The organism is Cyanobium sp. ATX 6A2 (genome assembly GCF_024346355.1).
In the GTDB taxonomy this organism is placed as follows: Bacteria; Cyanobacteriota; Cyanobacteriia; order PCC-6307; family Cyanobiaceae; genus NIES-981.
Map to the genome: position 1 here is coordinate 451212 of NZ_JAGQCU010000001.1, position 23516 is coordinate 474727.

A 23516-nucleotide genomic window follows, 5' to 3' on the forward strand; every position below is an offset into this window, starting at 1 on the left:
CCAGACCGGGCTGCATCGGCGGCAGCTCCTGCGTCGGGAAGCGCTCCTCAAGACGCCAGCCGTCCGCCCAGTCGTCACAGGGCAGGGCCCGCAGCACCCGAGGCCAGCATCCCCCGCTCCTGCATCAGCGCTTGTTCATCAGCGTGGGGCGTTCGAGCGACACAGGCGTTGGGCTCGATGCCGTGCTGGAACTCCTCGTAGACCTCGACCACGGCATCGCGGATCTGGTCAACCTGATCGCCCTGCCACGGAATTGGGAACAGCACCTGCCGGCAGCCCCGCTGAGACAGCGCGTGAGACACGACGGCTCTGATCGTCAGCTCCCAGTCACGGGCCGCCGGCATGTGAGAGGTTCGGCGAGATGTTTCGTCTCACAGCCTGGAACGGGCAAACACGCGCTGGCGAACGCTGGCAGACTGAAAGCCAGTCACAGCAAGGGCTTTGAGCCGAAACCCCTAATTGAGAACGGAAAGCGGGCGGCGGGAATCGAACCCGCATCATCAGCTTGGAAGGCTGAGGTTTTACCACTAAACTACGCCCGCATTTTCGTCGAGATAGCGATAGCAATCAACAGAGATTGTGCTGTTGAGATCACGACGGCGGCAATCCCGGTGGGACTCCCTGGGTGACCCGGGGTCCTCCGGTCTGCTCGGCCATTATGACCGTCGCCCCAGCCGGTCTCCCGCCGCATGCCGAGTCCGGCCAGCCCCGTCACCGATGCCGCCGATCTGCGCGGGTCTGCCCGCCAGCGGCTGCTCTGGTCCTACGGCCTCGGGGATGCCGGCACGGGGATGGCCGCATCCCTGATCGGCTTCTATCTGTTCGTGTTATACACCTCGGCGGCCGGCCTGCCGGCCTGGATGGCGGGAGCCGTGCTGATGGTGGGTCGTCTGTGGGACGGGGTCAACGACCCGATCATCGGCTGGCTGAGCGACAAGACCCACACCCGCTGGGGACCGCGCCTGCCCTGGATCTTCGCCAGCGCCGTGCCCCTCGGCATCGCCCTGGCGGCGATGTGGTGGGTGCCTCCCGGCAATCAGTGGGTGAAATTTACCGTGTTCATCGTGATCTCGGCGGTGGCCCAGAGCTTCTACACGGCCGTGAACCTGCCCTACACGGCCCTGGCCGCCGAGCTCACCGGCAACGTGGCGCTGCGCACGCGGCTGAACACGGCCCGCTTCACCGGGTCGATCTCCGCCACGCTGGTGGGGGTGGTGCTGGGGGCCCTGCTGCTTCAGGACCACAGCGACGCCGCCCGCTTCCTGCAGGTGGGCATGCTCGCCGGCGTCCTCGTGACCATTTCCACCCTCGTGTGCGGCTGGGGGCTGGCGCCGGTGGCCCTGCACTGCCAGCGGCCGCAGCGGCAGGAGGGCACCACCCGGCGCCTGCTGGGCCGGGTGGGCCGCAACGGCCGTTTCCTGCGGGTGATCGGCCTCTACCTGCTGCTCTGGTGCGGCCTGCAGATCATGCAGACATCGGCACTGATCTATCTGCCGGTGGTGCTGCGCCTCCCCCAGGCCTGGAGCAACTGGATCCTGCTGCCCTTCATCGTGAGCAACCTGGTGGGCCTGTGGGTGTGGAACAACGTGAGCCAGCGCGCCGGCCGGGTGCGGGCCCTGCATCTGGGCTCCGCCCTGTGGATCAGCGGCTGCGCCCTGGCCATGGTGCTGCCGCCCATGGACACCGCCTTTGCCCCCTTCGGCTCTGTCGACAACGCCCTGCGCCTGGCGCTGATGCTGCTCACGATCGTGCTCGCCGGGCTGGGGTCGTCCACCGCCTACCTGATCCCCTGGTCCCTGCTGCCCGACGCCATCGACGCCGATTCCGAGAGGCCCGCGGGTCAGTACAGCGCCTGGATGGTGCTGGGCCAGAAGCTCTGCATCAGCCTGGCCCTGTTCGTCTTCGGCAATCTGCTGAGCCTGAGCGGCTACCAGGCAGCCCTGGTCAGCGACCAGCCCACCAGCGCCCTGGTGGCGATCCGCATGAGCATGGGGGTGATTCCGGCCACCCTGGTGACGCTGGGGCTGGTGGTGATGCGACGCTGGCCCCATCGCCCCCCGCAGCCGTCATGAAGCGCCGCTTCCGGGTCCAGCTGGCAGGGTCACGCCTGAAGCTGCCGCGCTGGGCGAAGCGCCTCGGCGCCAGCGCCATGATCGGCGGCCAGGCGGTGAGTGCCATCGCCCGCGGGCGGATCGGCTTCAACGACCTGATGCAGGAGCTGATGGAGGCCGGGCCCGCCAGTTTCCTGATCGTGCTGATCACAGCCCTGGCAACCGGCACCGTGTTCAACATTCAGGTGGTGGCGGAGCTCTCCAAGCAGGGTGCCAACGCCGCCGTGGGCGGGCTGCTGGCCCTGGGTCTGGCGCGGGAGATCGCCCCGCTGCTCACCGCCACCCTGCTCGCCGGCAAGGTGGCCACGGCCTACGCCGCCGAGCTGGGCACCATGAAGGTGACCGAGCAGATCGACGCCATCACCATGCTGCGCACCGACCCGGTGGAGTATCTGGTGGTGCCACGGGTGCTGGCGTTGGTGATCATGGCGCCGGTGCAGTGCCTGCTCTTCTTCTGGGTGGGCGTCTGGTCGGGGCAGACCAGCAGCGCCCTCCTCTACAACATCCCCCCCAGCGTGTTCTGGACATCCGTGCGCACCTGGATGCAACCGGACGATCTGCCCTCGATGCTGGTGAAGGCGCTGGTGTTCGGGCTGCAGATCGCGGTGTTGGCCTGCGGCTGGGGCCTCACCACCCGCGGCGGTCCCAAGGAGGTGGGCACCAGCACCACCGGTGCCGTGGTGATGATTCTGGTCACGGTGGCGCTGATGAACGCCGTGCTCACCTCCGTGCTCTTCGCTTGATGCTCCATGACGGTCTCTGACTCTGCTCAGCCGGTGATGCTCAGCCCCCACTACGGCGTCGCCGTGGGGGTGACGGGCCTGGGTCTGGCCTGTCTGGCCCTGCTGCCGCTGTGGTCCGGGGCGCTGTGGCTGGCCCTGGCGGTAAGCCTGCTGGGCCTGTTCCTGATGCTGCAGACGGCCCTGCTGCGGCTGGAGTTCAGCGGCAACGCCCTGCTGGTGCGGCGCGGAGGCGAGGAGCTGCGCCGCTTCCCCTACGAGGCCTGGCTGGGCTGGCGGCTGTTCTGGCCGGGGCTGCCGGTGGTGTTGTATTTCAGGGAACGGCAGAGCATTCACCTGCTGCCCGTGCTGTTCAATGCCGCCAGCCTGCGGCAACAGCTGCAGAGCCGTCTGCCCCAGCTCAACCCCGTGGCCAGCGCAGGCTCCGCCAGCCCCGATGACGCCGCCTGAACAGTCCATGTCCGACGAGCCCCTCACCCCGGCCAGCCCAGAAGCCGCCAACCCCGAAGCCGACAACGCCGTGCGCTCTGAAGCCTGGCAGGAGCTGGCCCTCCAGGAGCTGCGCCAGCGCCGGGCCGAGCTGGAGCGTGAGATCGCCGAGCTGGAGATGCGCCGCGCGGCGATCAGCAAGGAGATCGCCAGCAGCTATGCCGGCCAGACCGATGCGGTGGCCCGGCGGCTGAAGGGCTTTCAGGACTATCTGGTGGGGGCCCTGCAGGATCTGGCGGTGGCGGCCGAGCAGATCGAGCTGGTGCCCCAGCCAGTGCTGGTGCAGCCCTCACCGATCGATGCCGCGGCCCGCGAGCAGGCCGCTGCGGCAGCGGCGGACAGCACGCCGGTCGGCACGGCAGGGGGCAGCCCGTTCAGCGGCGACGCCGACCTGATCCGCAGCCGGCTGGCGGTCTTCCAGGGCCAGCCCGATTTCTACGCCGAGCCCTGGAAACTGCGCCGCACCCTGGAGGCCCCCGGGGCCACCGCCCTGGAGAGCTGGTTCCTGGAGCAGGGCGGCCGCGGCGCCCAGCCCAGCAGCGGCAGCCGCAGCCGCAACGGCCTGGTCACGGCGGCGGTGATCGCGATCCTCGGGGAGCTCTACGGCGAGCGCTTCCAGACCCTGGTGCTGGCCAGCCAGCCGGAACGGCTGGGGGAATGGCGGCGCAGCCTGCAGGACTGCCTGGGCCTGGGCCGCGAGGACTTCGGCCCCAGCAGCGGCATCGTGCTGCTGGAGCGCGCCGAAGCCCTGATTGAGCGGGCCGACCGGCTGGAGGAGCGCGGCGAACTGCCCTTCATCGTGATCGATGCGGCCGAGCCCGGGGTGGAGATCCCGATCCTGCAGTTCCCGCTCTGGCTGGCCTTCGCCCCCGCCCCCGACGAACTGATGCGGGAGGAGGAGTACTACTGACTCCGCTCACCACTCCCCTGCCCGCCTGGCACCCGCCGCCCCTGCGATGCTCCCGCCCCTCGCCCTGCCCCTGCTGTTCTCCGGCTACCTGCTCGGCTCGATCCCTGCCGGTTACCTGGCCGGCCGCTGGCTGAAGGGCATCGACATCCGTCAGCACGGCTCGGGCTCCACCGGCGCCACCAATGTGCTGCGGGTACTGGGCAAGGGGCCGGCCCTGGCGGTGTTTCTGGTGGACGTGCTCAAGGGCACGGCGGCCGTGGTGCTCGCCAAGGTGCTGCTGGCCGGGGCAGCCGGCTGGGGCACCGACAGCTGGGTGGTGGCTGCGGGCCTGGCGGCCCTGGCGGGCCACATCTGGCCAGTGTGGCTGGGCTGGCGCGGCGGCAAGGCGGTGGCCACGGCCCTGGGGATGCTGCTGGGTCTCACCTGGCCGGTGGGCCTGGCCTGCTTCGGGGTGTTTCTCACCGTGCTCAGCCTCAGCCGCATCGTGTCGCTCTCCAGCGTGGTGGCCGCCGTGGCCCTGCCGGCGCTGATGCTGGCCTGGTTCCAGGATCAGGGCCTGGGCCTACGCTGGCCCTACCTGGTGCTGGCGCTGCTCACCAGCGTGCTGGTGATCTGGCGTCACCGCAGCAACCTGGCCCGGCTGCTGGAGGGTCGCGAGCCGCGCCTGGGGGAGGCCCCTCCGCCGCGCTGAAGCGCTGCGTCAACGGCGGGCTGCTCAGTCCGGTCAGCCGGACGAAGCCAGCTGGCGGCTGCGTTCGGCGGCGGCCAGCACCGCCTCGATCAGGGCCGAGCGCAGCCCCCCCCGCTCCAGGGCGCGCAGGCCGGCGATGGTGGTGCCGGCGGGTGAACTTACCATGTCCTTGAGTTCAGCGGGATGCAGCTGCTCCTGCTCCAGCAGGGCGGCGGTGCCTGCCAGGGTGCGCTGGGCCAGGGAGCCGGCCAGGGCCCGGGGGAGACCGGCGGCCACGGCACCGTCGGCCAGGGCCTCCGTCACCAGGGCCACGAAGGCCGGCCCCGAGGAGGTGAGGGCCAGGAAGGCATCCAGCTGGGGTTCCGGCAGCTCCAGCACCTCGCCCACCTGGCCAAACAGCTGCAGCACCCAGCGGCGCTGGTCCTCGTCCACGCCCGCTCCCCAGGCCAGGCCGGTGAGGCCCTGGCGCACCAGGGCCGGGGTGTTGGGCACGGCGCGCACACAGCGCCAGGCCGGAAACAGCCGCTCCAGCCGCTCCACGGTCACCCCCGCCAGCACCGAGATCAGCAGGCCGGAGGCCTGAGGGGGAGCCGTGGCCGCCACAGCCCCCAGCTGCTGGGGCTTCACCGCCAACAGCACCACCGGCGCCGCCCAGGCGGCCTCCGCCTCGGTGCTCACCGCCAGCTGGAAACTCTGGCTCAGCCGCTCCGCCGAGGCGCTGCTGCCCACCACGGCGCGCACCCCGTCGGCGCGAATCAGACCGGCCTCGAGCAAGGGCCTCAGCAGCGCCTGGGCCATGCGCCCGAGGCCCACCACACCGAACGCGGCCGGGTGCAGCCCAGGACCATCAGCCGCAGTCGGGCCCATCGGCGGCAGGGTGAGGGGTTCTCAGAGGGCGCTGCCCTCGCGGCCCCAGGCAGGACTGGGGGCGGCCACCTGTTCGTGGGCTGGGTCGCGGCTCACCACGCTGGGGGACGCGGAGTCTTCACCACCGGCGGTGGTGACGGTGACGCAGCTGGGCGCAAACAGGAAAATGCTCTCTCCCACCCGCTCCTGGTGGCCGTCGATAGCGAAGGTGCCACCAGCCACGAAATCCACGGCCCGCTGGGCCTGGTCGGGCTCCATCATCGTGAGGTTGAGGATCACCGTCTTGCGCTCGCGCAGCGCCTGGATCGCCCGGGGCATCTCATCGAAACTGCGGGGCTCCATCACGGTGACTTCGGCGGCCGCCGTGGCAATCCCCGGCATGCCGATCACATTGGTGCCGGCGAAGGGGTCGTCGGCGCTGAAATCGCTGCTCAGGGCCAGGGCGCTGGAGCGGCTCACGCCCGCCGGGGCCGGCTCCGCCACCTCCCCGCCGTCGTAATCGAGCTCATCGTCGTAGTCGCCATCGAGGTAGTCGTCCCCAGAGACGACGGCACGCAGGCGGGAGAACAACGACACGGAGCAAACCTCGGCGGAAGCTTTCGACCTGGATAGCGTCTCACGGCCCGGATCGCAAGCCAGAAAAGCGATTCGAGGCCCGGGACCCCAGCTCAGGCGGACGGTTGGCGGGAGCCGAACAGGGCCGTGCCGATCCGCACCCAGGTGCTGCCTGCCGCAGCGGCCTGGCGCCAGTCGCCGCTCATGCCCATCGACAGCTCCGTGAGGCCCAGCTCCGCGGCCAGGGCCGCGCACTCCCGAAACAGGGCCAGCCGCTGGGGAGCCTCCAGCCCCTGTGGTGCGATCGTCATCAGGCCCACGGCGCGCAGGGGATCCAGCGCCGCCAGCTCGGCCCAGCAGGCCCTGAGCTCATCGGCCGTGAAGCCGGTCTTGGCCGGATCGGAGCGCAGCTTCACCTGGCACAACACCGCCGGGCTGAGGCCCTCCTCTCCGGCGATACGGGCCAGGCGCCTCGCCAGGCTCAGGCTGTCCAGCGAGTGGATGGTGGCGAAGTGGCGCAGCACCCCCCGGGCCTTGTTGGCCTGGAGGCGGCCGATGAAGTGCCAGTCCAGCGGCTGGAGGTCGGCCAGTGCGGCCTGCTTGGCGGCGGCCTCCTGCAGGCGGCTCTCGCCGAAGCTGCGCTGGCCGGCCGCCACCGCCTGACGCACCAGGGCCGCGGGCTGGCCCTTGCTCACCGCCAGCAGGCCCGTGCCGGCGGGCAGGCTCTGGCGCAGGGCCGCCAGCCGCTGCTCCAGGCCAGCGGCTCCCTCCACCGGCCAATCAGCTGGCGAATCAGCTGGCGGCTCAGATGAAGGTCTGGTCAAACAATTGGCGCCATTGGGAGTGGACAGCGGAGCCCTCCCGACGGGAGCGGGCCAGGTTTTGCTCGGCGAAGTGGCGCGCATCCATCAACGGCACCACCTCGAACGTGGCGCCACGGAGCTGGAGGGTCACCAGAAAGAAGATGCGCTGGGCGTAGAGGGTGGCGTAGAGATCACGCCCATCGGCCACCGGCGCCACCCGGTAGAGCATCCCGAAGGTGGGGTGGTTGAGGTAGCGCTCGGAGGTCACTAGGCCATCAACACTGGGAGGTATTTAAGTTCACCGCGTACCGCCGACGCTCCAGCGCAGCCCCAGCAGGCTGATCAGGCCCAGCAGGGCGACCAGATTGAGCCAGGGCCGCGGCGGTGCCGGCCGATGCAGCTGGTCGGGCGGTAGCCAGAGCCCACCGCGGGCCAGCAGGGCCTCGGCCCCCTGCTCTGAGCGCAGCAGCAGATTGGCGAGCAGCCGTTCCCCCACCGCCAGCACCAGCCCCAGGGACGACCGCCAGCCCAGCCGGCGCAGGTTCACCGCCCGGGTGGCCACCGAGCGCAGCAGATTCTGCAGCTCCTCCTGCACCAGGGGCAGGAAGCGCAAGGCCAACAGCAGGGTGAAGCCGAGGCGCTGCATCGGCCAGCCGAAGCGGGCCAGGGGGGCCAGCAGCCAGCTGAGGGCCCACACCAGCTCCTCCGGGCGGGTGGTGAGCAGCATCAGGTTGGCGCTGTGCACCAGGGTGAACAGCAGCGTGGAGCCGTTCAGGGCCAGCCGGGCCGAACGGCGGGTCACCACCAGGGGGCCGAGTTCCAGGAGGCCCCGTTGCAGCGGCCCCCAGCGCAGCAGTTCCCAGGCCCGGCCACTGCGCTCCGCCGGCGGGTCCAGCGGCGAGCCGGGCTGCAGCCGCACCTCCGCCGGTGGCCGCTGCAGCGGCGCCGGCGGCACCCCCCCGGCCGGCAGGAACAGGGACAGCCCCCCCACCAGCAGCGACAGGGCCAGCAGCAGGGGCAGACTGCGCCGCCACAGCCGCCAGGGCAGGCCGCTGCAGGCGGTGATCAGCAGCAGCAGGCCCACCAGGGCCAGACGCCAGAGCGGCCCGGCCAGGATCGGGGTGACCAGAAAGGCCACGGTCCAGGCCAGCTTGAGGCGCGCATCGAGACGCCGCAGCCAGCTGCCATCGCGCCGGGCGCCGGACAGAGCGGGGTCCTCGGCCGCGTACTGGCCAATCGGCAGCTGGCGCAGGAAGTCCAATCAGCGCTTCACCCGAGCCAGATCCCGCTCGGCATCGCGCTGCTGCTTGCCCCGCCAGAACAGGCGGATCGGGGTGCCCTCGAAGCCCAGACCTTCGCGGATCTGGCGCTCGATGTAGCGGCGGTAGGTGTCGCCGAACAGCTTGGGGTCGTTCACGAACAGGGTGAAGCTCGGGGGGCGGGTGGCCACCTGGGTGCCGTAGTAGAGGCGGCCGGCGCGACCACCGCGGCTGGTGGGGGGCGTGCGCCAGCTGAGGGCTTCGGTGAGCACCTCATTCACCACCGAGGTGGTCACCCGCCGGCGGTGCTGCTCCACCGCCAGCAGGGCCAGGGCGAAGACGCTCTGCACCCGCTGACCGGTGAGGGCGGAGGTGAACAGCATCCCCGCCCAGTCGAGGAAATAGAGCTTGGCGCGGAGCTCCTTTTCCATCGCCGCCATGGTGTGGGAGTCCTTCTCGATCGCGTCCCACTTGTTCACCACCACCACGCAGGCGCGGCCGTCCTCCTCGATGCGGCCGGCCAGGCGTTGATCCTGTTCCGTCACGCCATCGAGGGCATCGATCACCAGCACGCACACATCGCTGCGCTCGATTGCCTTGAAGCTGCGGTTGATGCCGAAGAACTCCGGCCCGTAGTTCACCGAGCGCTTGCGGCGGATGCCGGCGGTGTCGAGAAGCTTCCAGGTGTGGTTCTCGCGCTCCACCGTGGTGTCAATCGTGTCGCGGGTGGTGCCGCGGATCGGGCTCACGATCGCCCGCTGCTCGCCACAAATGGCATTGAGCAGGCTGGATTTGCCCACGTTGGGGCGACCGATGATCGCCAGCTGGATCGGCTCCGCGCCGGCCTCCTCTTCCGTGGCGGGCAGGTAGCCGATCACCTGGTCGAGCAGGTCGCCGGTGCCAGCGCCGTGGATCGCCGAGATCGGGTGGGGTTCGCCCAGGCCCAGCCCCCAGAACTCCGCCGCCATGGCCAGGCCCGTCTCGGGCGACTCGCACTTGTTCACCGCCAGCAGCACCGGCACGTTGTGGCCGCGCAGCCAGGTGGCGATCGCCTCGTCGGCAGCGGTGCAGCCCTGCTGGCCGTCCACGATCACCAGAGCCACCGCGGCTTCAGCCAGGGCCAGATCGGCCTGCTCGCGGATCTCCGGCAGAAACTCGCTGTCGTCGTCGAACACCAGCCCGCCGGTGTCCACCACCCGGAAGATGCGATCTCCCCAGTAGCCCTCCTGGTAGGTGCGGTCGCGGGTCATGCCCGGCTGGTCGTGCACGATCGCCTCGCGGCTGCGGCAGAGCCGATTCACCAGGGTGGATTTGCCCACGTTGGGGCGACCGATGATGGCGACGACCGGCAGGGCCACGGAAATATCTCAACGTCTGTCTTGGCTTGACCCTACAGAGGCTCAGCTGATCGGCAGATCCCCGGGATGGCCGCGCACCGGATCGGCCGGCTCGTCCAGCAGCTCCGGCAGGGGCCCGCTGTGCGGGAGGGGTTCAGCGCGCTCGGCCAGGTGGGCCAGCAGCCAGTTCACCGCCGTGGCGCGGCGGGTGCGGCGGGGATAGAGCTCACCGATGCGATAGCCGCCGAATCCCAGCTGCTCTTTGAGCAGTTGCTTGTGCTGCCTGGGGATCGAGCGGGTGAGGGCCACGCTGGCCGGCCGCTCGGCGATGAACTGGGGCTCAACCGGGAACGACTCCCGCCAGGCGGCGTCCGTGGCCGGGCCCGCACACCAGCTGCCGGAGTCGCTCTGCCCATAGCCCAGGCGAGACCAGATCAGCTCACACACAAACCGGTCGCTGGTCCGGTCGGCCAGCACCACCGCCAGCAGGGCACGGCTGAGGGGAAAGGGGCTGGGCAGGGCGGACATGGGCACTGGGGCGAGGGGGGCCTGGGCCTGAGGATGGGAGCACCATGATCGTCACCAGCACACCATCACCGCCTCTGCCCGCACTGGCGCCTGAGCTGGCGCCGGAACTGGCCGAGCCGCTCTGCCTGCCAGGCCGGGGCTGTCCGCGCAGCCTTCACAGCCGCGTGCTGCAGTCGCCCCTGGCCGGCGTGAGCGATCGCATCTTCCGCGGCCTGGTGCGGCGCTGGGCCGCCGATTCGCTGCTGTTCACCGAGATGGTGAACGCCACCAGCCTGGAGCTGGGCCACGGCCTCCAGGAGGTGGAGGAGCTTCGGCGGGAGCACGGCCCCATCGGCGTGCAGCTGTTCGATCACCGCCCGGAGGCCATGGCCGATGCGGCCCGCCGCGCCGAGGCGGCCGGCGCCTTCCTGATCGACATCAACATGGGTTGCCCGGTGAAGAAGATCGCCCGCAAGGGCGGCGGCAGCGGCCTGATCCGCGACCCCGAGCTGGCGGCCCGCATCGTCGAGACGGTGGCCGCCGCGGTGCGCATCCCGGTGACTGTGAAAACACGCCTGGGCTGGTGCGGCGGCGATCCGCAGGAGACGGCCGTGAGCTGGTGCCGCCGGCTGGAGTGCGCCGGCGCCCAGCTGCTCACCCTGCACGGCCGCACCCGCGCCCAGGGCTTCAAGGGCCACGCCAACTGGGGCGCCATCGCCGCGGTCAAGCGGGCCCTGGCGATTCCGGTGATCGCCAACGGCGACATCCACAGCCCCAGCGATGCCCACCGCTGCCTGCAACACACCGGCGCCGATGGGGTGATGGTGGGGCGCGGCACCATGGGTTCTCCCTGGCTGGTGGGCCAGATCGACGCCGCCCTCAAGGGCCGACCGATCCCGCCCACTCCCTCGCCGGCCGAGCGCCTGGAGCTGGCCGCCGAGCAGCTCCAGGCCCTGGTGGACGCCAGGGGAGATCACGGCCTGCTGATCGCCCGCAAGCACATGGGCTGGACCTGCACCGGCTTCCCCGGCGCCCCCCAGCTGCGCCACGCCCTGATGCGCGCCCCCAGCCCCGCCGAGGCGCTGGCGCTGCTGGAGCAGGCCGGAGAGCGGCTGGCGGCGGCGGCTCAGGGCAGCACCTCCGGCCAGCCCTGGCGGATTAGCAGCAGCGAGAAGTAGGGCCGCTCCTCCGCGGGCACCGCCGCGGCCGAGGTCACCAGCTGATCGGGCCAGCCCACCCGCTGGGCGAACAGGGCTCCCTCCAGCACCCCCCGCCGCTCCAGCAGCGGCCGCACCCAACGCCAGCGCTGGCCGAGCTTGAGCAGCGCCAGCACCGCGGCCTCGCCGGCGGCGCGCTCCAGGAGCGTCTCCAGCTCCACGGCGGTCTCCGGGGTGGGACGGATCAGCAGTGCCTCGCTCTGCAGCGCCAGCGGCCAGGCGATGCCGGCGGCGCCGGCCGCTGCCGCCGCCGCGCACACCGCCGGCACACCCGGCACCAGATGCAGTGGACAATGCGGATGACGCTGGCGCAGGGCCAGCAGCACATAGGAGCTGCTGGCAAACAGCGACACGTCCCCCTCGCAGAGCAGCACCACCGGCAGCCCCGCTGCCACCTCCGCCGCCAGGGCATCGGCGGCGGCATGCCAGGCGGCGATGCGCGGCGCAGCCTCCGGCACCATCGGAAACAGCAGCGGCAGCCGACGCTGCCGCTGCTCCAGCCAGGGAGCGGCGATCGCCGCCGCCATGCCCTCGGCACCCTCCCGGGCCAGCGGGTAGGCCACCACCGCCGCCGCCCGGATGGCCCGCAGGCCCGCCACGGTCAACAGCTCCGGATCCCCTGGCCCCACCCCCACCAGAGTGAGGCCGGGCGGGGCACTGCCTACGCTGATCTCAAGCGGCGCTGGGCCAACCATGAGTGTGCTCACCATCTACCGGCACCCTGCCAGCCCGGCGGGCAGCCAGCAGACTCCCTCCGATCCAGTCCTCTCCCAGGGCACTCAGCGGCCGCCGCGGCCCCTGCCGGAACTGGTCACCACCGACGCCGGGGAGATCCAGCAGCAGCTGGCGGCCCGCGGCATCCGCTTCCAGCGCTGGCCGGCCCGTGCCGCCCTGCCCGCCGGAACGGATGCCCAGCAGGTTCTCAGCGCCTACTCCGTGGAGATCGCCCGGGTGCAGCAGGAGGGGGGCTACCCCACGGTGGATGCGATCCGCCTCCACCCCGACCATCCCGATCGCCAGGCCCTGCGCCGGAAGTTCCTGGCCGAACACACCCACAGCGAAGACGAAGTGCGCTTCTTCGTGGAGGGGCGCGGCCTGTTCTGCCTGCACATCGGCGCAGAGGTGCTGCAGGTGATCTGCGAGGCGGGCGACTGGATCGCCGTGCCGGCCGGCACCCGCCACTGGTTCGACATGGGCCCGCAGCCCCGCATCTGCGCGCTGCGCTTCTTCCACAATCCCGACGGCTGGGCGGCGAACTTCAGCGGCGATCCGATCGCCGCCAGCTATCCGCTGCTCGACGAGCTGGTCGCCGCCCTCTGAGGGGTTCGCTGCGGACGACGACCTTCCAGGGGAGCCGCGCCCTTCAGCTGTGCATGCGGGGCTCAGGATGCGGAACCGTCAGCAGCGAGGCCTCCAGCGTCGCCAGCTGCTCCAGGCGCTCGCTCAGCAGCGGACGGGGCCAGCGCCGCTCACACAGCAGCCAGTACAAACCGAAATGGCGGGCCTCGCTGGCGAGCAGGTCGCCGTAGAGCTGCCGCAGCTCCGGATCGGGGGAATGGCGGGCCAGCAGGGCCATGCGCTCGTGGCTGCGGGCCTCGATCAACCCGGCCACCAGAAAGGAATCGAGCATGCGCTCGGGCTCCTGGCGCCGCACCGCCTTGCCCAGCTCACTGCCATAGGGCGGGGCGGCCAGGGGACGCAGGGTGATACCATGGCGCTGCAACAGGGCCAGCACACGCTCGAAGTGCTCCAGCTCCTCCCGCGCCAGCGGACTGAGCAGCGCCGCCAGTTCCGCGTCACGGGGATAGCGAAACATCAGCTGCAACGCCGCCCCCGCCGCCTTGCGCTCGCAATGGGCATGGTCGATCAGCACCAACTCGGGATGGGCCAGGGCCTGCTCCAGCCAGGCGGCGGAGCTGGGGGCCGCCAGCCAGCGGATGCGAGCGGCGGCGGCATCGGGCTGGACAGCGGTCACGGCCGGTTGCGCAGATGGACCACCAGGCCCTCGAGGGCCAGACCGTAGCTGGCGGCGCCGAACCCGCAGATCACCCCCACCGCTCGGTCGGCAAGGGTGGAGTGATGGCGGAAGGGCTCGCGGGCATGGGTGTTGCTCAGGTGCAGCTCCACATAGGGAATGGCCACTGCCAGCAGGGCATCACGAATGGCGATCGAGGTGTGGGTGTAGGCGGCGGCATTGATCAGGATTCCGTCTACCCGGCCACGGGCCTGCTGGATGCGGTCCACCAGGGCTCCTTCGTGATTGCTCTGAAAGCAGTCGATCCGCACCCCCAGCCCCTGGGCCCGCTGATCCAGCTCGGCATTGATCTGCTCGAGGCTGGCGGTGCCGTAGAGGCCCGGCTCCCGGCTGCCGAGAAGGTTGAGGTTGGGGCCATGGATGGCGAGCAGCTGCATGGGGGTTGGGCAGGGAGGCCGGCTGGTAAGTTCTTGGGGTGTGGTTCGGGTCGGTGCCCGAGTGGTTAATGGGGGCGGACTGTAAATCCGCTGGCTCTGCCTACGTTGGTTCAAATCCAACCCGGCCCACCTTCCACATGCCCTTGTAGCTCAGTGGTAGAGCACTCCCTTGGTAAGGGAGAGGTCACGAGTTCAAGTCTCGTCAAGGGCTTCTCTCAACACCTGGCTCTGGCGCCGCATCAGCAAGGCACCCCGGGGATCGGCACAGGGTCAACCGCGATCATCGTTTCGCCCCTTTGATTCCGGCGGCACTCCTGCCTGGTGCGGTGCCGCCGCAAACGCACTGATGACCCTGCCGGTACTCATCCCGTCCAACACGTTGATGATCTCGATCTCGGCGGCAGGTGGGATGCCGTGCCAGATGCGGCCCTAATTGCTGTCTTGAGTGCCAGCTTGAGTGTCAGCTTTGGTGCTGCCGCCCCAGGTCTTGGTTGGCCCGCCGATTACAGCGCGGGTCTTCATCTTCACCGCCATCGATACATTCATCATTGTCATCGTGGCCTGGTCCATTCATCGGCTGGCCCTGGGAAGGAGCTGAGCCCTGGGGGAGCCATCACATCACAGCGGTGCGTTTGCCAGGGTGTCCCCAGCCCGTTCCCGTCCGCGGCATGTCCATGTCCTCGCTGATCTCCATTCCGATCGAGGCCATGCGTGAGCCGGTGAGCCTCGGCCTCACGCGACCCCGGGCCTGGCGACTGGAGCAGCTGGACCGCCTCGATGCTCTGCTCAGCCGCCACCGCGAGGCGGTGCTGGAGGCCCTGGCAGCCGACCTGGGCAAACCGGCCTTGGAGGCCAGCTTCGAACTGGTGGCGGTGCAACAGGAGCTGAAGCTCACCCGCCGGCGGCTGCGGCGCTGGATGGCCCCCCGCCCGGTGCCGGTGGATCTCCCGCTCAAGCCCGGCCGCGCCTTCGAGCAGGCCGAACCCCTGGGCTGCGTGCTGATCATCGGCCCCTGGAACTATCCCTTCCAGCTCTGCCTGCACCCCCTGGTGAGCGCCCTGGCGGCCGGCAACAGCGTGGTGCTCAAGCCCTCCGAGCACGCCCCCCGCACGGCGGCCCTGATCGCCGCGGCGATCGCCGAAGCCTTTCCCCCCGAGATCGTGCAGGTGGTGTGCGGCGATGGCAGCGTCGCCGCCAGGCTGCTGGAGGAGCGCTTCGATCACATTTTCTTCACCGGTGGCGGCCGGGTTGGCCAGCTGGTGATGGCGGCCGCGGCTCGCCATCTCACCCCCGTGACCCTGGAGCTGGGCGGCAAGAGTCCCGCCATCGTGCTCGCCGATGCCGACCTGGCCGTGACGGCCCGGCGGCTGGCCTGGGGCAAGAGCATCAACGCCGGCCAGACCTGCATCGCCCCCGACCATGTGCTGGTGGAGGAGCCCCTGCGCGAGCGGCTGGTGGCCGCCCTGGCAGCGGAGCTGCAGCACTTCCACGGGCCCGACCCACTGCACAGCGAGGATCTCGGCGCCATCGTCAACCAGGCCCAGTACGACCGATTGTCCGGGCTGCTCGCCGGTGCCCGCGAGCGGGGCCAGGTGCTGCACGGTGGCCGTTGTGATCCGGAGCGTCGCCGCATCGAGCCCACCCTGCTGGCCGTGGAGTCGGCCGATGATCCCCTGATGCAGGAGGAGCTGTTCGGGCCGCTGCTGCCGATCATGAGCGTGGCCCACCTCGAGGAGGCCCTCAGCGAGGTGCGCCGGCGGCCGAAACCCCTGGCCCTCTATCTGTTCAGCAACAACCGGCAGGCCCAGCGCCGCACCCTCGACACCACCAGCTCCGGCGGCGTGTGCTTCAACGACGTGGTGATGCAGGCCGGCACCAGCCAACTGGGCTTCGGCGGGGTGGGCGACAGCGGCATGGGCCGCTACCACGGCGAGGCGGGCTTTCTCACGTTCTCCCACCTGCGCAGCGTGCTCAGGCGACCCTTCTGGCTGGATCTGCCCCTGCGCTACCCCCCCTACGCCGGCAAGCTGGCTCTGGTGCAGCGCCTGCTCGGTTAGTCCCCCGGGCCCGGCAGCCATGACGTCCAGGCCGGGATGCCCCCCGCGGCACTGGATCGCGACCGATGGGCCCCTTAACGTTCGCCCAGCGATCCGTGGAGCCCATGCGCCGCACCCTTGCCGCCCTGGCCCTGGCGATGGCCCTGCCCACCGCTGGGCTGGTGGCTCCGCCTGTGCAAGCCCAGGTGGTGGTGGTCAAGGAGGGCGACACGCTCTCGGACATCGCCGCCCGCCATGGCGTGGGCCTCACCCGCCTGATGCAGGCCAACGGCATCAGCGATGCCGACCTGGTGGTGGTGGGCCAGCGCCTCACCATCCCCGGTGGATCCGCACGGCCCGGAACCTCCGCCAGCGGTGCGGGCGGCAGTGTCACGGTGCAGACGGGCGACACGCTCTCGGACATCGCCGCCCGCCACGGCGTGGGGCTCACCCGCCTGATGCAGGCCAACGGGATCAGCGATGCCGACCTGGTGGTGGTGGGCCAACGCCTCACCATCCCCGGTGGAGCCGGCCGCAGCGCCGCTCCAGCGGCCCCCAGCCAGCAGCCCACGGCGCCCTACACGGTGAAGAGCGGCGAGACGCTTTCAGAGATTGCGGCCCGCTTCAACACCAGCACCGAGCGCCTGATCCAGCTGAACGGGATCCAGAACCCCGATCACGTCACCAGTGGGTCCCGGCTGCGCATCCCGATGCCGCCCCGGTCCACTGCTGCCCAGCCGGCCGCAACGCCCGCCAGGCTTGCACCCAACCGCAACGCCCGCGAGCATGTGGTCCAGGGTGGAGAGAGTCTCTCCGAGATTGCCGGGCGCTACGGCACCTCGGTGAGCCAGCTCGTTGCCCTCAACCGAATTGAGGATCCGGATCGCCTGCTGGCCGGCACCCGCCTGCAACTGCGGGGCACACCACCGGCCGCCCAGGCCAAACCGGCTCCCAAACCTCAGCCAGCCGCCCAGGCGACGCCCCAGCCGGCAGCGAAGGTAACACCAGAGCGCCAAGCCCAGCCCCAGCCCCAGCCCCAGCCCAAACCCGAAGCAGCGGCGACCGGCCCGGCCACGGCAACCCCAGCCCCCGCCACCGCCACGGCCCCTGTGGCCACCAGCCAACCCAAACCATCAGCCCAGTCCACACCCCAGCCAGCGGCCACGGCCGCGCAGGCACCCCGGCCCAAGCTCCAGCTCCAGGCTGAGACCAGGCCCGAAGCTCAGACCAAGCCCGAGGTGGCCGCTGCCAGCACCCCAACGCGGGCAGCAACCGCCACCGCAGACACTGCCGCCAAGGCCGCTGACACCGCTGCGACCGCCAAGGCTGCAACCACCACCGCTGCCGCCGCTACGACCGCTGCCACCGCAACCGCCGCCGCCACTGCAACCACTGCCGCCCCCTCCGCAACAACAAGCCAACGGCTCAGCCCAAGGCCCACAACCCAGCCAGCGGCGCTGCAACAGGCCAGCGCAGCCAGCAGCACGGCCAGAACCACGTCCAGCCGGATCGGAGCTGCCACTGAGGGCGTGCAGGCCTCCGCTGCCCGCTCCCCGGCCAGCCCAACAACAGCCAGCCCAACGGCGGCCACCACCACCGCAGCCCGGCCCGCCGCGGCCAGCACCGCCACCAGAGCGGGTAGCGGCAGCAGTGGCGACTGGCGTTCCTACGGCCCGCTGCAGATCGACTGGTCGAAGTGGCAGGCCATGGGCGGCAGCTATGTGGCCCCGAGCCTTCAAACAGACGGCAAGGCCCACTACCTGGCGGTGAACTGCACAGCCCGCAAGCTCAACAGAACCACCTCCTCGGGCCAGTGGAACAGCTGGGCATCCCCCGAAGCGGACTTCGAGACGAAGCTGGTGCAGGACATCTGCAGGGAGAAGGACAACTGAGGCCGCTCACGCTCAGGCCGCCCAGTGCAACGGCCAGGGCTGGCGCAGGTAGGTACGGCCCGAGGGCCGCAGATAGAGACGCTGGGCGCCGTCGTCGCTCTCACTGACCAGTTCCTCCTCCACCAGCCGCCGCGCCAGCCAGGCCCAGCGGCTCTCGTCACTGCCGCCCTCCCGGGCCAGCTCCACCACCACGCTGCGCAGGGCCCGGCCGCGCTGCTCTCCGAGCAGCTCCAGCAGCTGGGACACCTGCTCGGACCAGTCCCGCCGCGGCGCCCCGCCCAGCCGCTGGCGGCGGCAGCGATCGCAACGCCCGCAGGGCGGCACCAGCTCGCCCATCGCCAGCAGCAGGGCCTGCTCCCGGCAGCCCTCTCCCTCCGCCACCGTTTCCATCCGGCGCAGTTGCTGCTGGGCGAGCTCCAGACGCTGGCGCTCAGCGTCGATGGCCTGGCCGCCCTCAGCACCACGGCCGGCAGCACGCATGGCCCAGCCGAGGCTGGTGCGGTCGGCCGGATCAAACAGCACCAGGCAGTCGGCCGGGCCACCATCGCGGCCGGCCCGACCCGACTCCTGCAGATACCCCTCCGCGCTAGCGGGAAGATCGAGGTGCAGCACCAGGCCAACGTCGGCACGATCCACACCCATGCCAAAGGCCACCGTGGCCACCAGCACGGGCCGGGGCTGGCTCTGGAAGTGGGCCAGGGCCTGCTGACGCAGGCCGGGATCCATGCCGGCGTGATACGTGATCGCCGGCACGCCGGCCGCTTGCAGGCGTGCAGCCCACGCTTCCACCGAACGGCGGGCCCGGGCGTAGATCAGCACCGCCCCCCGAGAGCGTCCGATGGCGTCCAGCACTTCCGGCAGGGGATCGGCCGGCCTGGAGCGCATGGCGTAGTGAAGGTTGGCCCGCCGGGCCGAGCGCACCTGGATCAGGGGGCGGCGCAACTGCAGCAGCCGGATGATGTCGGCCCGCACCCGGGGAGCGGCGGTGGCGCTCAGGGCCACCAGCGGCACCCCCGGGCAGAGCTGGCGCAGCTGGCCCAGGCGCCGGTAATCGGGGCGGAAGTCATGGCCCCAGGCACTGATGCAGTGGGCCTCATCCACCGCCAGGGCCACCAGGCATCCGTCCGCGAGCAGGTCATCGAGCAGTTGGCGACTCGCCTCCGCCTGCAGGCGCTCGGGTGCCAGGTAGAGCAGCCTCAGCCGGCGCTCACGGATGCGCCGCAACAGCTGCAGGCGCTCGGCGGAGCCCAGCCCTCGGTGCAGGCAGGCCGCCGGGATGCCACGGCGCTGCAGCTGATCCACCTGGTCCTGCATCAGCGCCACCAGAGGGGAGATCACCAGCACCAGGCCCTCGCGGATCAGGGCCGGCAACTGGAAGCAGAGAGATTTGCCGGCACCCGTGGGCCACACCGCCAGGCAGTCCCGCCCCGCGAGCAGCGCCTCCACCACCGGGCGCTGGCCCGGCCGGAAACCCTCCCAGCCGAAATGGCGCTGCAGGGCTCGTTCAAGAGCATCCGGGCGAGCGGGCGATCCGGGGCTCCGATCCGTGTCCACGCTGGCCTGAGGATCCCGGGGTGGTGGCTCAGGCAACGCCAGCATTCGCCATGCGCGTGAGGATACCGATCCAGCCTTGTGGGGCGCCACCGCGCTCAGGGCAGGGGAGGCGCCTCCAGCTGATCGGGTGATTCCTCCACCAGCTGGAGCCTCAGCCGCTTGCCCCCCGCCAACTCGCCGAGGGAGACGCGCAGGGTGCTGCCGCTCAGCGACTGCAGGGCCGTGAGCAGCTCGCGCAGATGCGGTGTGCTGCTGCCGCTCTCCACCCACAGGCGCTCCTGAAGGCCGTTGAGCCGCCGCCAGCTGGTGTGCAGCTTGAGCACGGCAGACTCCAGAGCCTGGGCCTGGCCCACGGCATCGGCGAGCAGGCCGAGGGCCTCGAGCCGCTGGGCCTCCTGCAGGGCCTTCTCGAAATCCAGCCCCCCCTGCTGCAGTGCCCGCACCGCCAGGGCGGCCTCGCCCGCCTTGCTCAACCAGCGGGCCGTGTTGGTCACCTCCCGCACGCGATCGAGTTCCGGCTCCTCGCGCAGCACCTGACGCAGGTCGCGCTGCTGCTCCTCCGGCAGCTTGGCCAGCTCCTTCACCAGCGGTGCCACGGCCCTCGGCGGCAGCAGGTTTTCGGCCGTGCGCTGGCGGATCTCCTCCGGCAGCAGGGGGCTGGTGGCGGCCGTGAACTCATCGGCGAGGCGTCGCACCTGCTTGCGGGTGATCTGCTGCCCCTCGTTGGCAGCCTCGGAGATCATCAGCTGAACCTCCGGATCGGCCTCGGCGGTGTCCAGAAAGGCCCGCTTGGAGAACTGATTCACACTGTTCTCCTCCAGCACCCCGTCGGCGAGCATGCGCTCGGCCGACTCGGCCAGCTGGATCAGCGTGTAGGCGCGGGTCTTGCTGATCTCCCGCTCCCGCAGCCACTGCAGAAAGCCGGTGCCGCGTCCCTCGCCGCCGCGCTTCTCCCGATCACGCACGGCCCGCAGGATGCGGCCGCGCCAGATCTCGGTGTGCAGATCGAAGCGATCGCACACAGCCCAGGCCTGCTCCAGCCGGGCCAGAAACTCCATCGTGCTGATGGTGTCGCTGTCGGGATCAGGCAGATCGAGGCTGAGTACCGGGGCCTCGGGCGCAGGGAGAGGCAAGTGGATTGGCGGCGGCACAGGGGCCGATGCTCCCACGCAGGGCTGGGGCCATCGGCTGGGTTGGACGACGAAACGTGACGTCGCCGCCGGAGCCCCCCGCCGGCGCGGGTATCTTCCCTCTGGCAGCCCCGAATTCACCGCAGCGATGGCCATTTCCCGCGGCGACAAGGTGCGCATCAAGCGCCCCGAGTCCTACTGGTACAACGAACTCGGCACCGTGGCCTCGGTTGACACCTCCGGCATCCGCTACCCCGTGGTGGTTCGCTTCGAGAAAGTGAACTACAGCGCATACAGCGGCGTCGATGGAGGCATCAACACCAACAACTTCGCCGAGAGCGAACTCGAGAAGGCCTGAGCGCCCCCACGGCTGCCTGACCCAGGCACCAACCTCCTGCAGCCCCGGCTGGTGCGTCCCGCACCGGTCGGGGCTTTTCAGATCCGGCTCCCCTTCCGCGCCCCACTCCCCCACACCTCCCGTCCCGCCAGCGTGCCGGAACTGCCTGAAGTTGAAACCGTGCGCCGTGGGCTGCAGCGGCAGACCACAGGCTTCACCGTGGGGCGGGTGCAGGTGCTGCGCCAGCGGGCCATCGCCAGCCCTGTCGAACCCGGCGCCTTCGAGGCGGCACTCCTGCACTGCCGCCTTGCCGGCTGGCAGCGGCGGGGCAAGTATCTGCTGGGCGAACTGCTGCAGGGCGCTCAGCCGGCGGGCTGGTGGGGGGTGCACCTGCGCATGACCGGCCAGTTCCTGTGGCTCAGCGACGACCGGCCTGCCTGCAGTCACACGCGGGTGCGGATCTGGAACCGGGGGGGCGAGGAGCTGCGGTTTGTGGATACCCGCAGCTTTGGCCAGATGTGGTGGGTGCCGGTGGGGGTGCCGGTGGAGCAGGTGATCACGGGGCTGCAACGCCTGGGCCCGGAACCCTTCTCAGCAGGCTTCAACGCCAACTACCTGCGGCAACGGCTGCGGGGCTCGCGGCGGCCGATCAAGGCGGCCCTGCTCGATCAGGCCCTGGTGGCGGGTGTGGGCAATATCTATGCCGATGAGGCGCTGTTCGCCGCCGGGATCCGGCCCCACACCGCCAGCGGCACGGTGGGCCTGGCCAGGCTGGAGCGCCTGCGCCAGGCGCTGGTGGAGGTGCTGGACACCAGCATCGGCGCCGGCGGCACCACCTTCAGCGATTTCCGCGATCTCACCGGCACCAACGGCAACTACGGGGGGCAGGCGCTGGTGTACAGGCGTGGCGGCCAACCGTGCCGCACGTGCGGCACCAGCATCCGGCGCGAGAAGCTGGGAGGGCGCAGCAGCCACTGGTGCCCCCGCTGCCAGCATTGAACAGCCAGCGAACCATGGACAGCTTGACCACCACCGGCCCGCAGCAGCGGCAGTTGGCTGCTGAGCTGAGCGCCGCGATGACCGCCATCCATAGCCGCGGCTGGTGCGATGGCACCGGCGGCAATTTCAGCTGTGTGCTGCAGCGTTCTCCACTCAAGCTGCTGATGGCCCCCAGTGGGGTGCACAAGGGCTGCGTGGGGCCGGAGGATCTGATCGTGGTGGATGGCAACGCCGCAGTGGTGCGCGGACGGGGGCGTGCCAGCGCCGAAACCCTTCTTCACCTGGCGATCGTGATCGAAACCGGCGCCGGGGCTGTGCTTCACACCCATTCCCAGGCGGGAACGCTGCTCTCCCAACAGGTGGCGCCCAGACCGGGAGTGGCCGGCCAGCTGCGCCTGAGGGATCTGGAGATGCTCAAAGGATTGGAGGGCATCACCAGCCACACCTGCGCAGTGAATGTGCCGGTGCTGGCCAACGATCAGGATCTACGGCGCCTCTCTGCGGAGGCCATCCCACACCTGGGCACGGCCCCCCATGGTTTGTTGATTGCCGGCCATGGGCTCTATGCCTGGGGGGCCAGCCTGGCCATAGCCCGACGCCATCTGGAGATTCACGAATTCCTGCTGGAGCAGTCCTGGCGACAACTGCTCATGACGGCTCTGAAGCACTGAACTGCTGTACTGGTGTACTGGTGTACTGCTGAACCACCATGCCCAACCCTGACGCCACAGCCCGCGAACAAGCTCAGCAGCCGCTCAACGTGGCACCGATCACCTGCACGGGCGTTGAGCTGCTCCTGCTCGACATTGAGGGCACCACGTGTCCGGTGACCTTCGTGAGCGACACGCTGTTCCCCTATGCCGCCGAAGCCATGGAGGGGTTTCTGCAACGGGAAGCACCACGCCGGGCAGAGGTGAGGGAGCTGCTGAATGCCGTGGAACAATCCTGGCTGAGCGACAGCGACCCAGCAGCGACAGCACTGAGAAAGGGCTCGCCCACTGACGTGGCGGCTTACCTGCGGCAGCTCATTCAACGAGACAGCAAGCTGCCAGCCCTGAAAGAACTACAGGGGCTTGTGTGGCGTGCTGGTTACGCCAACGCGGCACTGGTGGCACCACTGTTCGCCGACGTGGCCGAGGCGCTCCGGCGCTGGAAAGCAGCGGGGCTGGGACTGGCCGTGTATTCATCGGGATCAACAGCAGCCCAGCAACTGCTGTACAGCCACAGCAACGCAGGAGACCTCAGCACAATATTCTCCCACTGGTTCGATACCCGTATGGGGCCCAAACATCAGAGCGAGAGCTACGCAGCAATCGCCACCAGGATGGAGCTCGAACCAAAGAACATTCTATTCATCAGCGACTCAACGGCGGAATGCCGTGCCGCTCAAGTCGCCGGAATGCAGGTGCTGTTCAGCAGCCGGAGCGGCAATCCAAACCGCGAATCAGAAGGCTTTACAACCATCTCTAACTTTGGCCAGCTGATCATCGGTCCATGATCTCTGCCGCGTGGCATCGAAATCGCCGGAGGAGGAAAGGGGAGACTTAAAACCTGTGTAGGGATTGGAAGGGTGTGGTTCCTGGCATCGACCTAGTCTCTCAGGGGGCTACCCCCCAAATACCGTCGGCGCTGCAGCGTTTCACGGCCGAGTTCGAGATGGATCGGCGTGG

At 70.1% G+C, this 23516-nt stretch carries 27 protein-coding genes and 3 tRNA genes; 15 read left to right on the forward strand and 15 right to left on the reverse strand.

Going from position 1 to position 23516, the window contains the following annotated elements; genetic code table 11:
- Positions 1-74 precede the first annotated feature (74 nt).
- Complete coding sequence (locus KBY96_RS02455) at positions 75-344, reverse strand: hypothetical protein (protein ID WP_254977594.1); 270 nt, start codon at positions 342-344, stop codon at positions 75-77.
- A gap of 127 nt (positions 345-471) precedes the next feature.
- Positions 472-542: transfer RNA gene (locus tag KBY96_RS02460), tRNA-Gly, on the reverse strand.
- Between the two features lie 147 nt (positions 543-689).
- On the opposite strand from KBY96_RS02460, the gene KBY96_RS02465 reads away from it, so the two are divergent.
- The 5 genes from KBY96_RS02465 to plsY are packed head-to-tail and all read left to right on the forward strand — an operon-like array spanning position 690 to position 4941.
- Entirely contained in the window at positions 690-2072 is a 1383-nt protein-coding gene (locus KBY96_RS02465; protein WP_254977595.1) for an MFS transporter, read from the forward strand.
- Positions 2069-2854, forward strand: a complete 786-nt coding sequence (locus KBY96_RS02470) for an MlaE family ABC transporter permease (protein ID WP_396122219.1) — start codon at positions 2069-2071, stop codon at positions 2852-2854. Before KBY96_RS02465 ends, KBY96_RS02470 begins: the two co-directional genes overlap by 4 nt.
- 6 nt (positions 2855-2860) lie before the next feature.
- Positions 2861-3301: a DUF3119 family protein gene (locus KBY96_RS02475; protein ID WP_254977596.1), complete on the forward strand. Its 441-nt coding sequence runs from the start codon at positions 2861-2863 to the stop codon at positions 3299-3301.
- 7 nt (positions 3302-3308) lie between these two features.
- Positions 3309-4250 (forward strand): DUF3086 domain-containing protein, encoded by a 942-nt coding sequence (locus KBY96_RS02480; protein WP_254977597.1) that lies wholly within the window; start codon positions 3309-3311, stop codon positions 4248-4250.
- Positions 4251-4296: 46 nt separating this feature from the next.
- On the forward strand, positions 4297-4941 hold the full coding sequence (gene plsY, locus KBY96_RS02485) for a glycerol-3-phosphate 1-O-acyltransferase PlsY (protein ID WP_254977598.1): 645 nt from the start codon (positions 4297-4299) through the stop codon (positions 4939-4941).
- Positions 4942-4974: 33 nt separating this feature from the next.
- Here plsY and proC read toward each other — a convergent pair whose 3' ends face one another.
- The 7 genes from proC to KBY96_RS02520 all read right to left on the reverse strand — a co-directional run bounded on the left by proC (position 4975) and on the right by KBY96_RS02520 (position 10290).
- Positions 4975-5808 (reverse strand): pyrroline-5-carboxylate reductase, encoded by an 834-nt coding sequence (gene proC / locus KBY96_RS02490; protein WP_254977599.1) that lies wholly within the window; start codon positions 5806-5808, stop codon positions 4975-4977.
- A 21-nt stretch (positions 5809-5829) separates the two neighbouring features.
- Positions 5830-6384 carry a cell division protein SepF gene (locus KBY96_RS02495; protein WP_254977600.1) on the reverse strand — a complete coding sequence of 185 codons (555 nt, stop codon included), beginning with the start codon at positions 6382-6384 and terminating at the stop codon, positions 5830-5832.
- A 92-nt stretch (positions 6385-6476) separates the two neighbouring features.
- Complete coding sequence (locus tag KBY96_RS02500) at positions 6477-7136, reverse strand: YggS family pyridoxal phosphate-dependent enzyme (RefSeq protein WP_396122220.1); 660 nt, start codon at positions 7134-7136, stop codon at positions 6477-6479.
- Positions 7137-7167: 31 nt separating this feature from the next.
- Positions 7168-7434 (reverse strand): PipX family protein, encoded by a 267-nt coding sequence (locus tag KBY96_RS02505; RefSeq protein WP_254977601.1) that lies wholly within the window; start codon positions 7432-7434, stop codon positions 7168-7170.
- 30 nt (positions 7435-7464) lie between these two features.
- Positions 7465-8427, reverse strand: a complete 963-nt coding sequence (locus KBY96_RS02510) for a CbiQ family ECF transporter T component (protein WP_254977602.1) — start codon at positions 8425-8427, stop codon at positions 7465-7467.
- Complete coding sequence (gene der / locus KBY96_RS02515) at positions 8428-9783, reverse strand: ribosome biogenesis GTPase Der (protein WP_254977603.1); 1356 nt, start codon at positions 9781-9783, stop codon at positions 8428-8430.
- 42 nt (positions 9784-9825) lie between these two features.
- Positions 9826-10290 (reverse strand): DUF1823 family protein, encoded by a 465-nt coding sequence (locus KBY96_RS02520; RefSeq protein ID WP_254977604.1) that lies wholly within the window; start codon positions 10288-10290, stop codon positions 9826-9828.
- 44 nt (positions 10291-10334) lie between these two features.
- Here KBY96_RS02520 and dusB point away from each other — a divergent pair, with 44 nt between their 5' ends.
- A complete protein-coding gene (gene dusB, locus KBY96_RS02525) occupies positions 10335-11447 on the forward strand; it encodes a tRNA dihydrouridine synthase DusB (RefSeq protein WP_254977605.1) in 1113 nt (370 codons plus the stop codon).
- Here dusB and KBY96_RS02530 read toward each other — a convergent pair.
- Positions 11396-12181: a precorrin-2 C(20)-methyltransferase gene (locus KBY96_RS02530; protein ID WP_254977659.1), complete on the reverse strand. Its 786-nt coding sequence runs from the start codon at positions 12179-12181 to the stop codon at positions 11396-11398. The two genes, dusB and KBY96_RS02530, sit on opposite strands and share 52 nt — an antisense overlap.
- Here KBY96_RS02530 and KBY96_RS02535 point away from each other — a divergent pair.
- A complete protein-coding gene (locus tag KBY96_RS02535) occupies positions 12180-12806 on the forward strand; it encodes an acireductone dioxygenase (protein ID WP_254977606.1) in 627 nt (208 codons plus the stop codon). The genes KBY96_RS02530 and KBY96_RS02535 overlap by 2 nt on opposite strands.
- A gap of 43 nt (positions 12807-12849) precedes the next feature.
- Here the strand turns inward: KBY96_RS02535 and KBY96_RS02540 are convergent, their stop codons facing one another.
- Positions 12850-13461, reverse strand: a complete 612-nt coding sequence (locus tag KBY96_RS02540) for a tRNA-(ms[2]io[6]A)-hydroxylase (RefSeq protein WP_254977607.1) — start codon at positions 13459-13461, stop codon at positions 12850-12852.
- The gene (gene aroQ / locus KBY96_RS02545) at positions 13458-13898 is read right to left on the reverse strand and encodes a type II 3-dehydroquinate dehydratase (protein ID WP_254977608.1); all 441 of its coding nucleotides are present in this window, start codon (positions 13896-13898) and stop codon (positions 13458-13460) included. Before aroQ ends, KBY96_RS02540 begins: the two co-directional genes overlap by 4 nt.
- 47 nt (positions 13899-13945) lie before the next feature.
- Here aroQ and KBY96_RS02550 point away from each other — a divergent pair.
- Positions 13946-14027: transfer RNA gene (locus KBY96_RS02550), tRNA-Tyr, on the forward strand.
- A gap of 10 nt (positions 14028-14037) precedes the next feature.
- Positions 14038-14109, forward strand: a tRNA-Thr gene (locus tag KBY96_RS02555).
- Positions 14110-14327: 218 nt separating this feature from the next.
- Here KBY96_RS02555 and KBY96_RS02560 read toward each other — a convergent pair.
- The gene (locus KBY96_RS02560) at positions 14328-14468 is read right to left on the reverse strand and encodes a hypothetical protein (protein WP_254977609.1); all 141 of its coding nucleotides are present in this window, start codon (positions 14466-14468) and stop codon (positions 14328-14330) included.
- Between the two features lie 98 nt (positions 14469-14566).
- On the opposite strand from KBY96_RS02560, the gene KBY96_RS02565 reads away from it, so the two are divergent.
- Positions 14567-15955 carry an aldehyde dehydrogenase family protein gene (locus KBY96_RS02565; RefSeq protein WP_254977610.1) on the forward strand — a complete coding sequence of 463 codons (1389 nt, stop codon included), beginning with the start codon at positions 14567-14569 and terminating at the stop codon, positions 15953-15955.
- Positions 15956-16020: 65 nt separating this feature from the next.
- Positions 16021-17826: a LysM peptidoglycan-binding domain-containing protein gene (locus KBY96_RS02570; RefSeq protein WP_254977611.1), complete on the forward strand. Its 1806-nt coding sequence runs from the start codon at positions 16021-16023 to the stop codon at positions 17824-17826.
- Positions 17827-17838: 12 nt separating this feature from the next.
- Here the strand turns inward: KBY96_RS02570 and KBY96_RS02575 are convergent, their stop codons facing one another.
- Entirely contained in the window at positions 17839-19425 is a 1587-nt protein-coding gene (locus KBY96_RS02575) for a RecQ family ATP-dependent DNA helicase (RefSeq protein ID WP_396122221.1), read from the reverse strand.
- Positions 19426-19475: 50 nt separating this feature from the next.
- Positions 19476-20438: a hypothetical protein gene (locus KBY96_RS02580; protein WP_254977660.1), complete on the reverse strand. Its 963-nt coding sequence runs from the start codon at positions 20436-20438 to the stop codon at positions 19476-19478.
- A gap of 220 nt (positions 20439-20658) precedes the next feature.
- Between KBY96_RS02580 and KBY96_RS02585 the strand changes: the two genes are divergently transcribed.
- The 4 genes from KBY96_RS02585 (at position 20659) to mtnC (ending at position 23344) form a co-directional block, all read left to right on the forward strand.
- Positions 20659-20868: a photosystem I reaction center subunit IV gene (locus KBY96_RS02585; protein WP_254977613.1), complete on the forward strand. Its 210-nt coding sequence runs from the start codon at positions 20659-20661 to the stop codon at positions 20866-20868.
- A gap of 132 nt (positions 20869-21000) precedes the next feature.
- Positions 21001-21846 (forward strand): DNA-formamidopyrimidine glycosylase, encoded by an 846-nt coding sequence (locus KBY96_RS02590; RefSeq protein ID WP_254977661.1) that lies wholly within the window; start codon positions 21001-21003, stop codon positions 21844-21846.
- A gap of 14 nt (positions 21847-21860) precedes the next feature.
- The gene (mtnB, locus tag KBY96_RS02595; protein WP_254977614.1) at positions 21861-22517 is read left to right on the forward strand and encodes a methylthioribulose 1-phosphate dehydratase; all 657 of its coding nucleotides are present in this window, start codon (positions 21861-21863) and stop codon (positions 22515-22517) included.
- A gap of 38 nt (positions 22518-22555) precedes the next feature.
- Positions 22556-23344: an acireductone synthase gene (gene mtnC / locus KBY96_RS02600; RefSeq protein ID WP_254977615.1), complete on the forward strand. Its 789-nt coding sequence runs from the start codon at positions 22556-22558 to the stop codon at positions 23342-23344.
- Positions 23345-23516: the final 172 nt, after the last annotated feature.

Coding starts and splice junctions, on each gene's coding strand:
- KBY96_RS02455 (WP_254977594.1), bottom strand. CDS start 344: ATGCCGGCGGCCCGTGACTGGGAGCTGACGATCAGAGCCGTCGTGTCT.
- KBY96_RS02465 (WP_254977595.1), top strand. CDS start 690: ATGCCGAGTCCGGCCAGCCCCGTCACCGATGCCGCCGATCTGCGCGGG.
- KBY96_RS02470 (WP_396122219.1), top strand. CDS start 2,069: ATGAAGCGCCGCTTCCGGGTCCAGCTGGCAGGGTCACGCCTGAAGCTG.
- KBY96_RS02475 (WP_254977596.1), top strand. CDS start 2,861: ATGACGGTCTCTGACTCTGCTCAGCCGGTGATGCTCAGCCCCCACTAC.
- KBY96_RS02480 (WP_254977597.1), top strand. CDS start 3,309: ATGTCCGACGAGCCCCTCACCCCGGCCAGCCCAGAAGCCGCCAACCCC.
- plsY (WP_254977598.1), top strand. CDS start 4,297: ATGCTCCCGCCCCTCGCCCTGCCCCTGCTGTTCTCCGGCTACCTGCTC.
- proC (WP_254977599.1), bottom strand. CDS start 5,808: ATGGGCCCGACTGCGGCTGATGGTCCTGGGCTGCACCCGGCCGCGTTC.
- KBY96_RS02520 (WP_254977604.1), bottom strand. CDS start 10,290: ATGTCCGCCCTGCCCAGCCCCTTTCCCCTCAGCCGTGCCCTGCTGGCG.
- dusB (WP_254977605.1), top strand. CDS start 10,335: ATGATCGTCACCAGCACACCATCACCGCCTCTGCCCGCACTGGCGCCT.
- KBY96_RS02535 (WP_254977606.1), top strand. CDS start 12,180: ATGAGTGTGCTCACCATCTACCGGCACCCTGCCAGCCCGGCGGGCAGC.
- KBY96_RS02530 (WP_254977659.1), bottom strand. CDS start 12,181: ATGGTTGGCCCAGCGCCGCTTGAGATCAGCGTAGGCAGTGCCCCGCCC.
- aroQ (WP_254977608.1), bottom strand. CDS start 13,898: ATGCAGCTGCTCGCCATCCATGGCCCCAACCTCAACCTTCTCGGCAGC.
- KBY96_RS02560 (WP_254977609.1), bottom strand. CDS start 14,468: ATGGACCAGGCCACGATGACAATGATGAATGTATCGATGGCGGTGAAG.
- KBY96_RS02565 (WP_254977610.1), top strand. CDS start 14,567: ATGTCCATGTCCTCGCTGATCTCCATTCCGATCGAGGCCATGCGTGAG.
- KBY96_RS02570 (WP_254977611.1), top strand. CDS start 16,021: ATGGGCCCCTTAACGTTCGCCCAGCGATCCGTGGAGCCCATGCGCCGC.
- KBY96_RS02575 (WP_396122221.1), bottom strand. CDS start 19,425: ATGCTGGCGTTGCCTGAGCCACCACCCCGGGATCCTCAGGCCAGCGTG.
- KBY96_RS02580 (WP_254977660.1), bottom strand. CDS start 20,438: ATGGAGTTTCTGGCCCGGCTGGAGCAGGCCTGGGCTGTGTGCGATCGC.
- KBY96_RS02585 (WP_254977613.1), top strand. CDS start 20,659: ATGGCCATTTCCCGCGGCGACAAGGTGCGCATCAAGCGCCCCGAGTCC.
- mtnB (WP_254977614.1), top strand. CDS start 21,861: ATGGACAGCTTGACCACCACCGGCCCGCAGCAGCGGCAGTTGGCTGCT.
- mtnC (WP_254977615.1), top strand. CDS start 22,556: ATGCCCAACCCTGACGCCACAGCCCGCGAACAAGCTCAGCAGCCGCTC.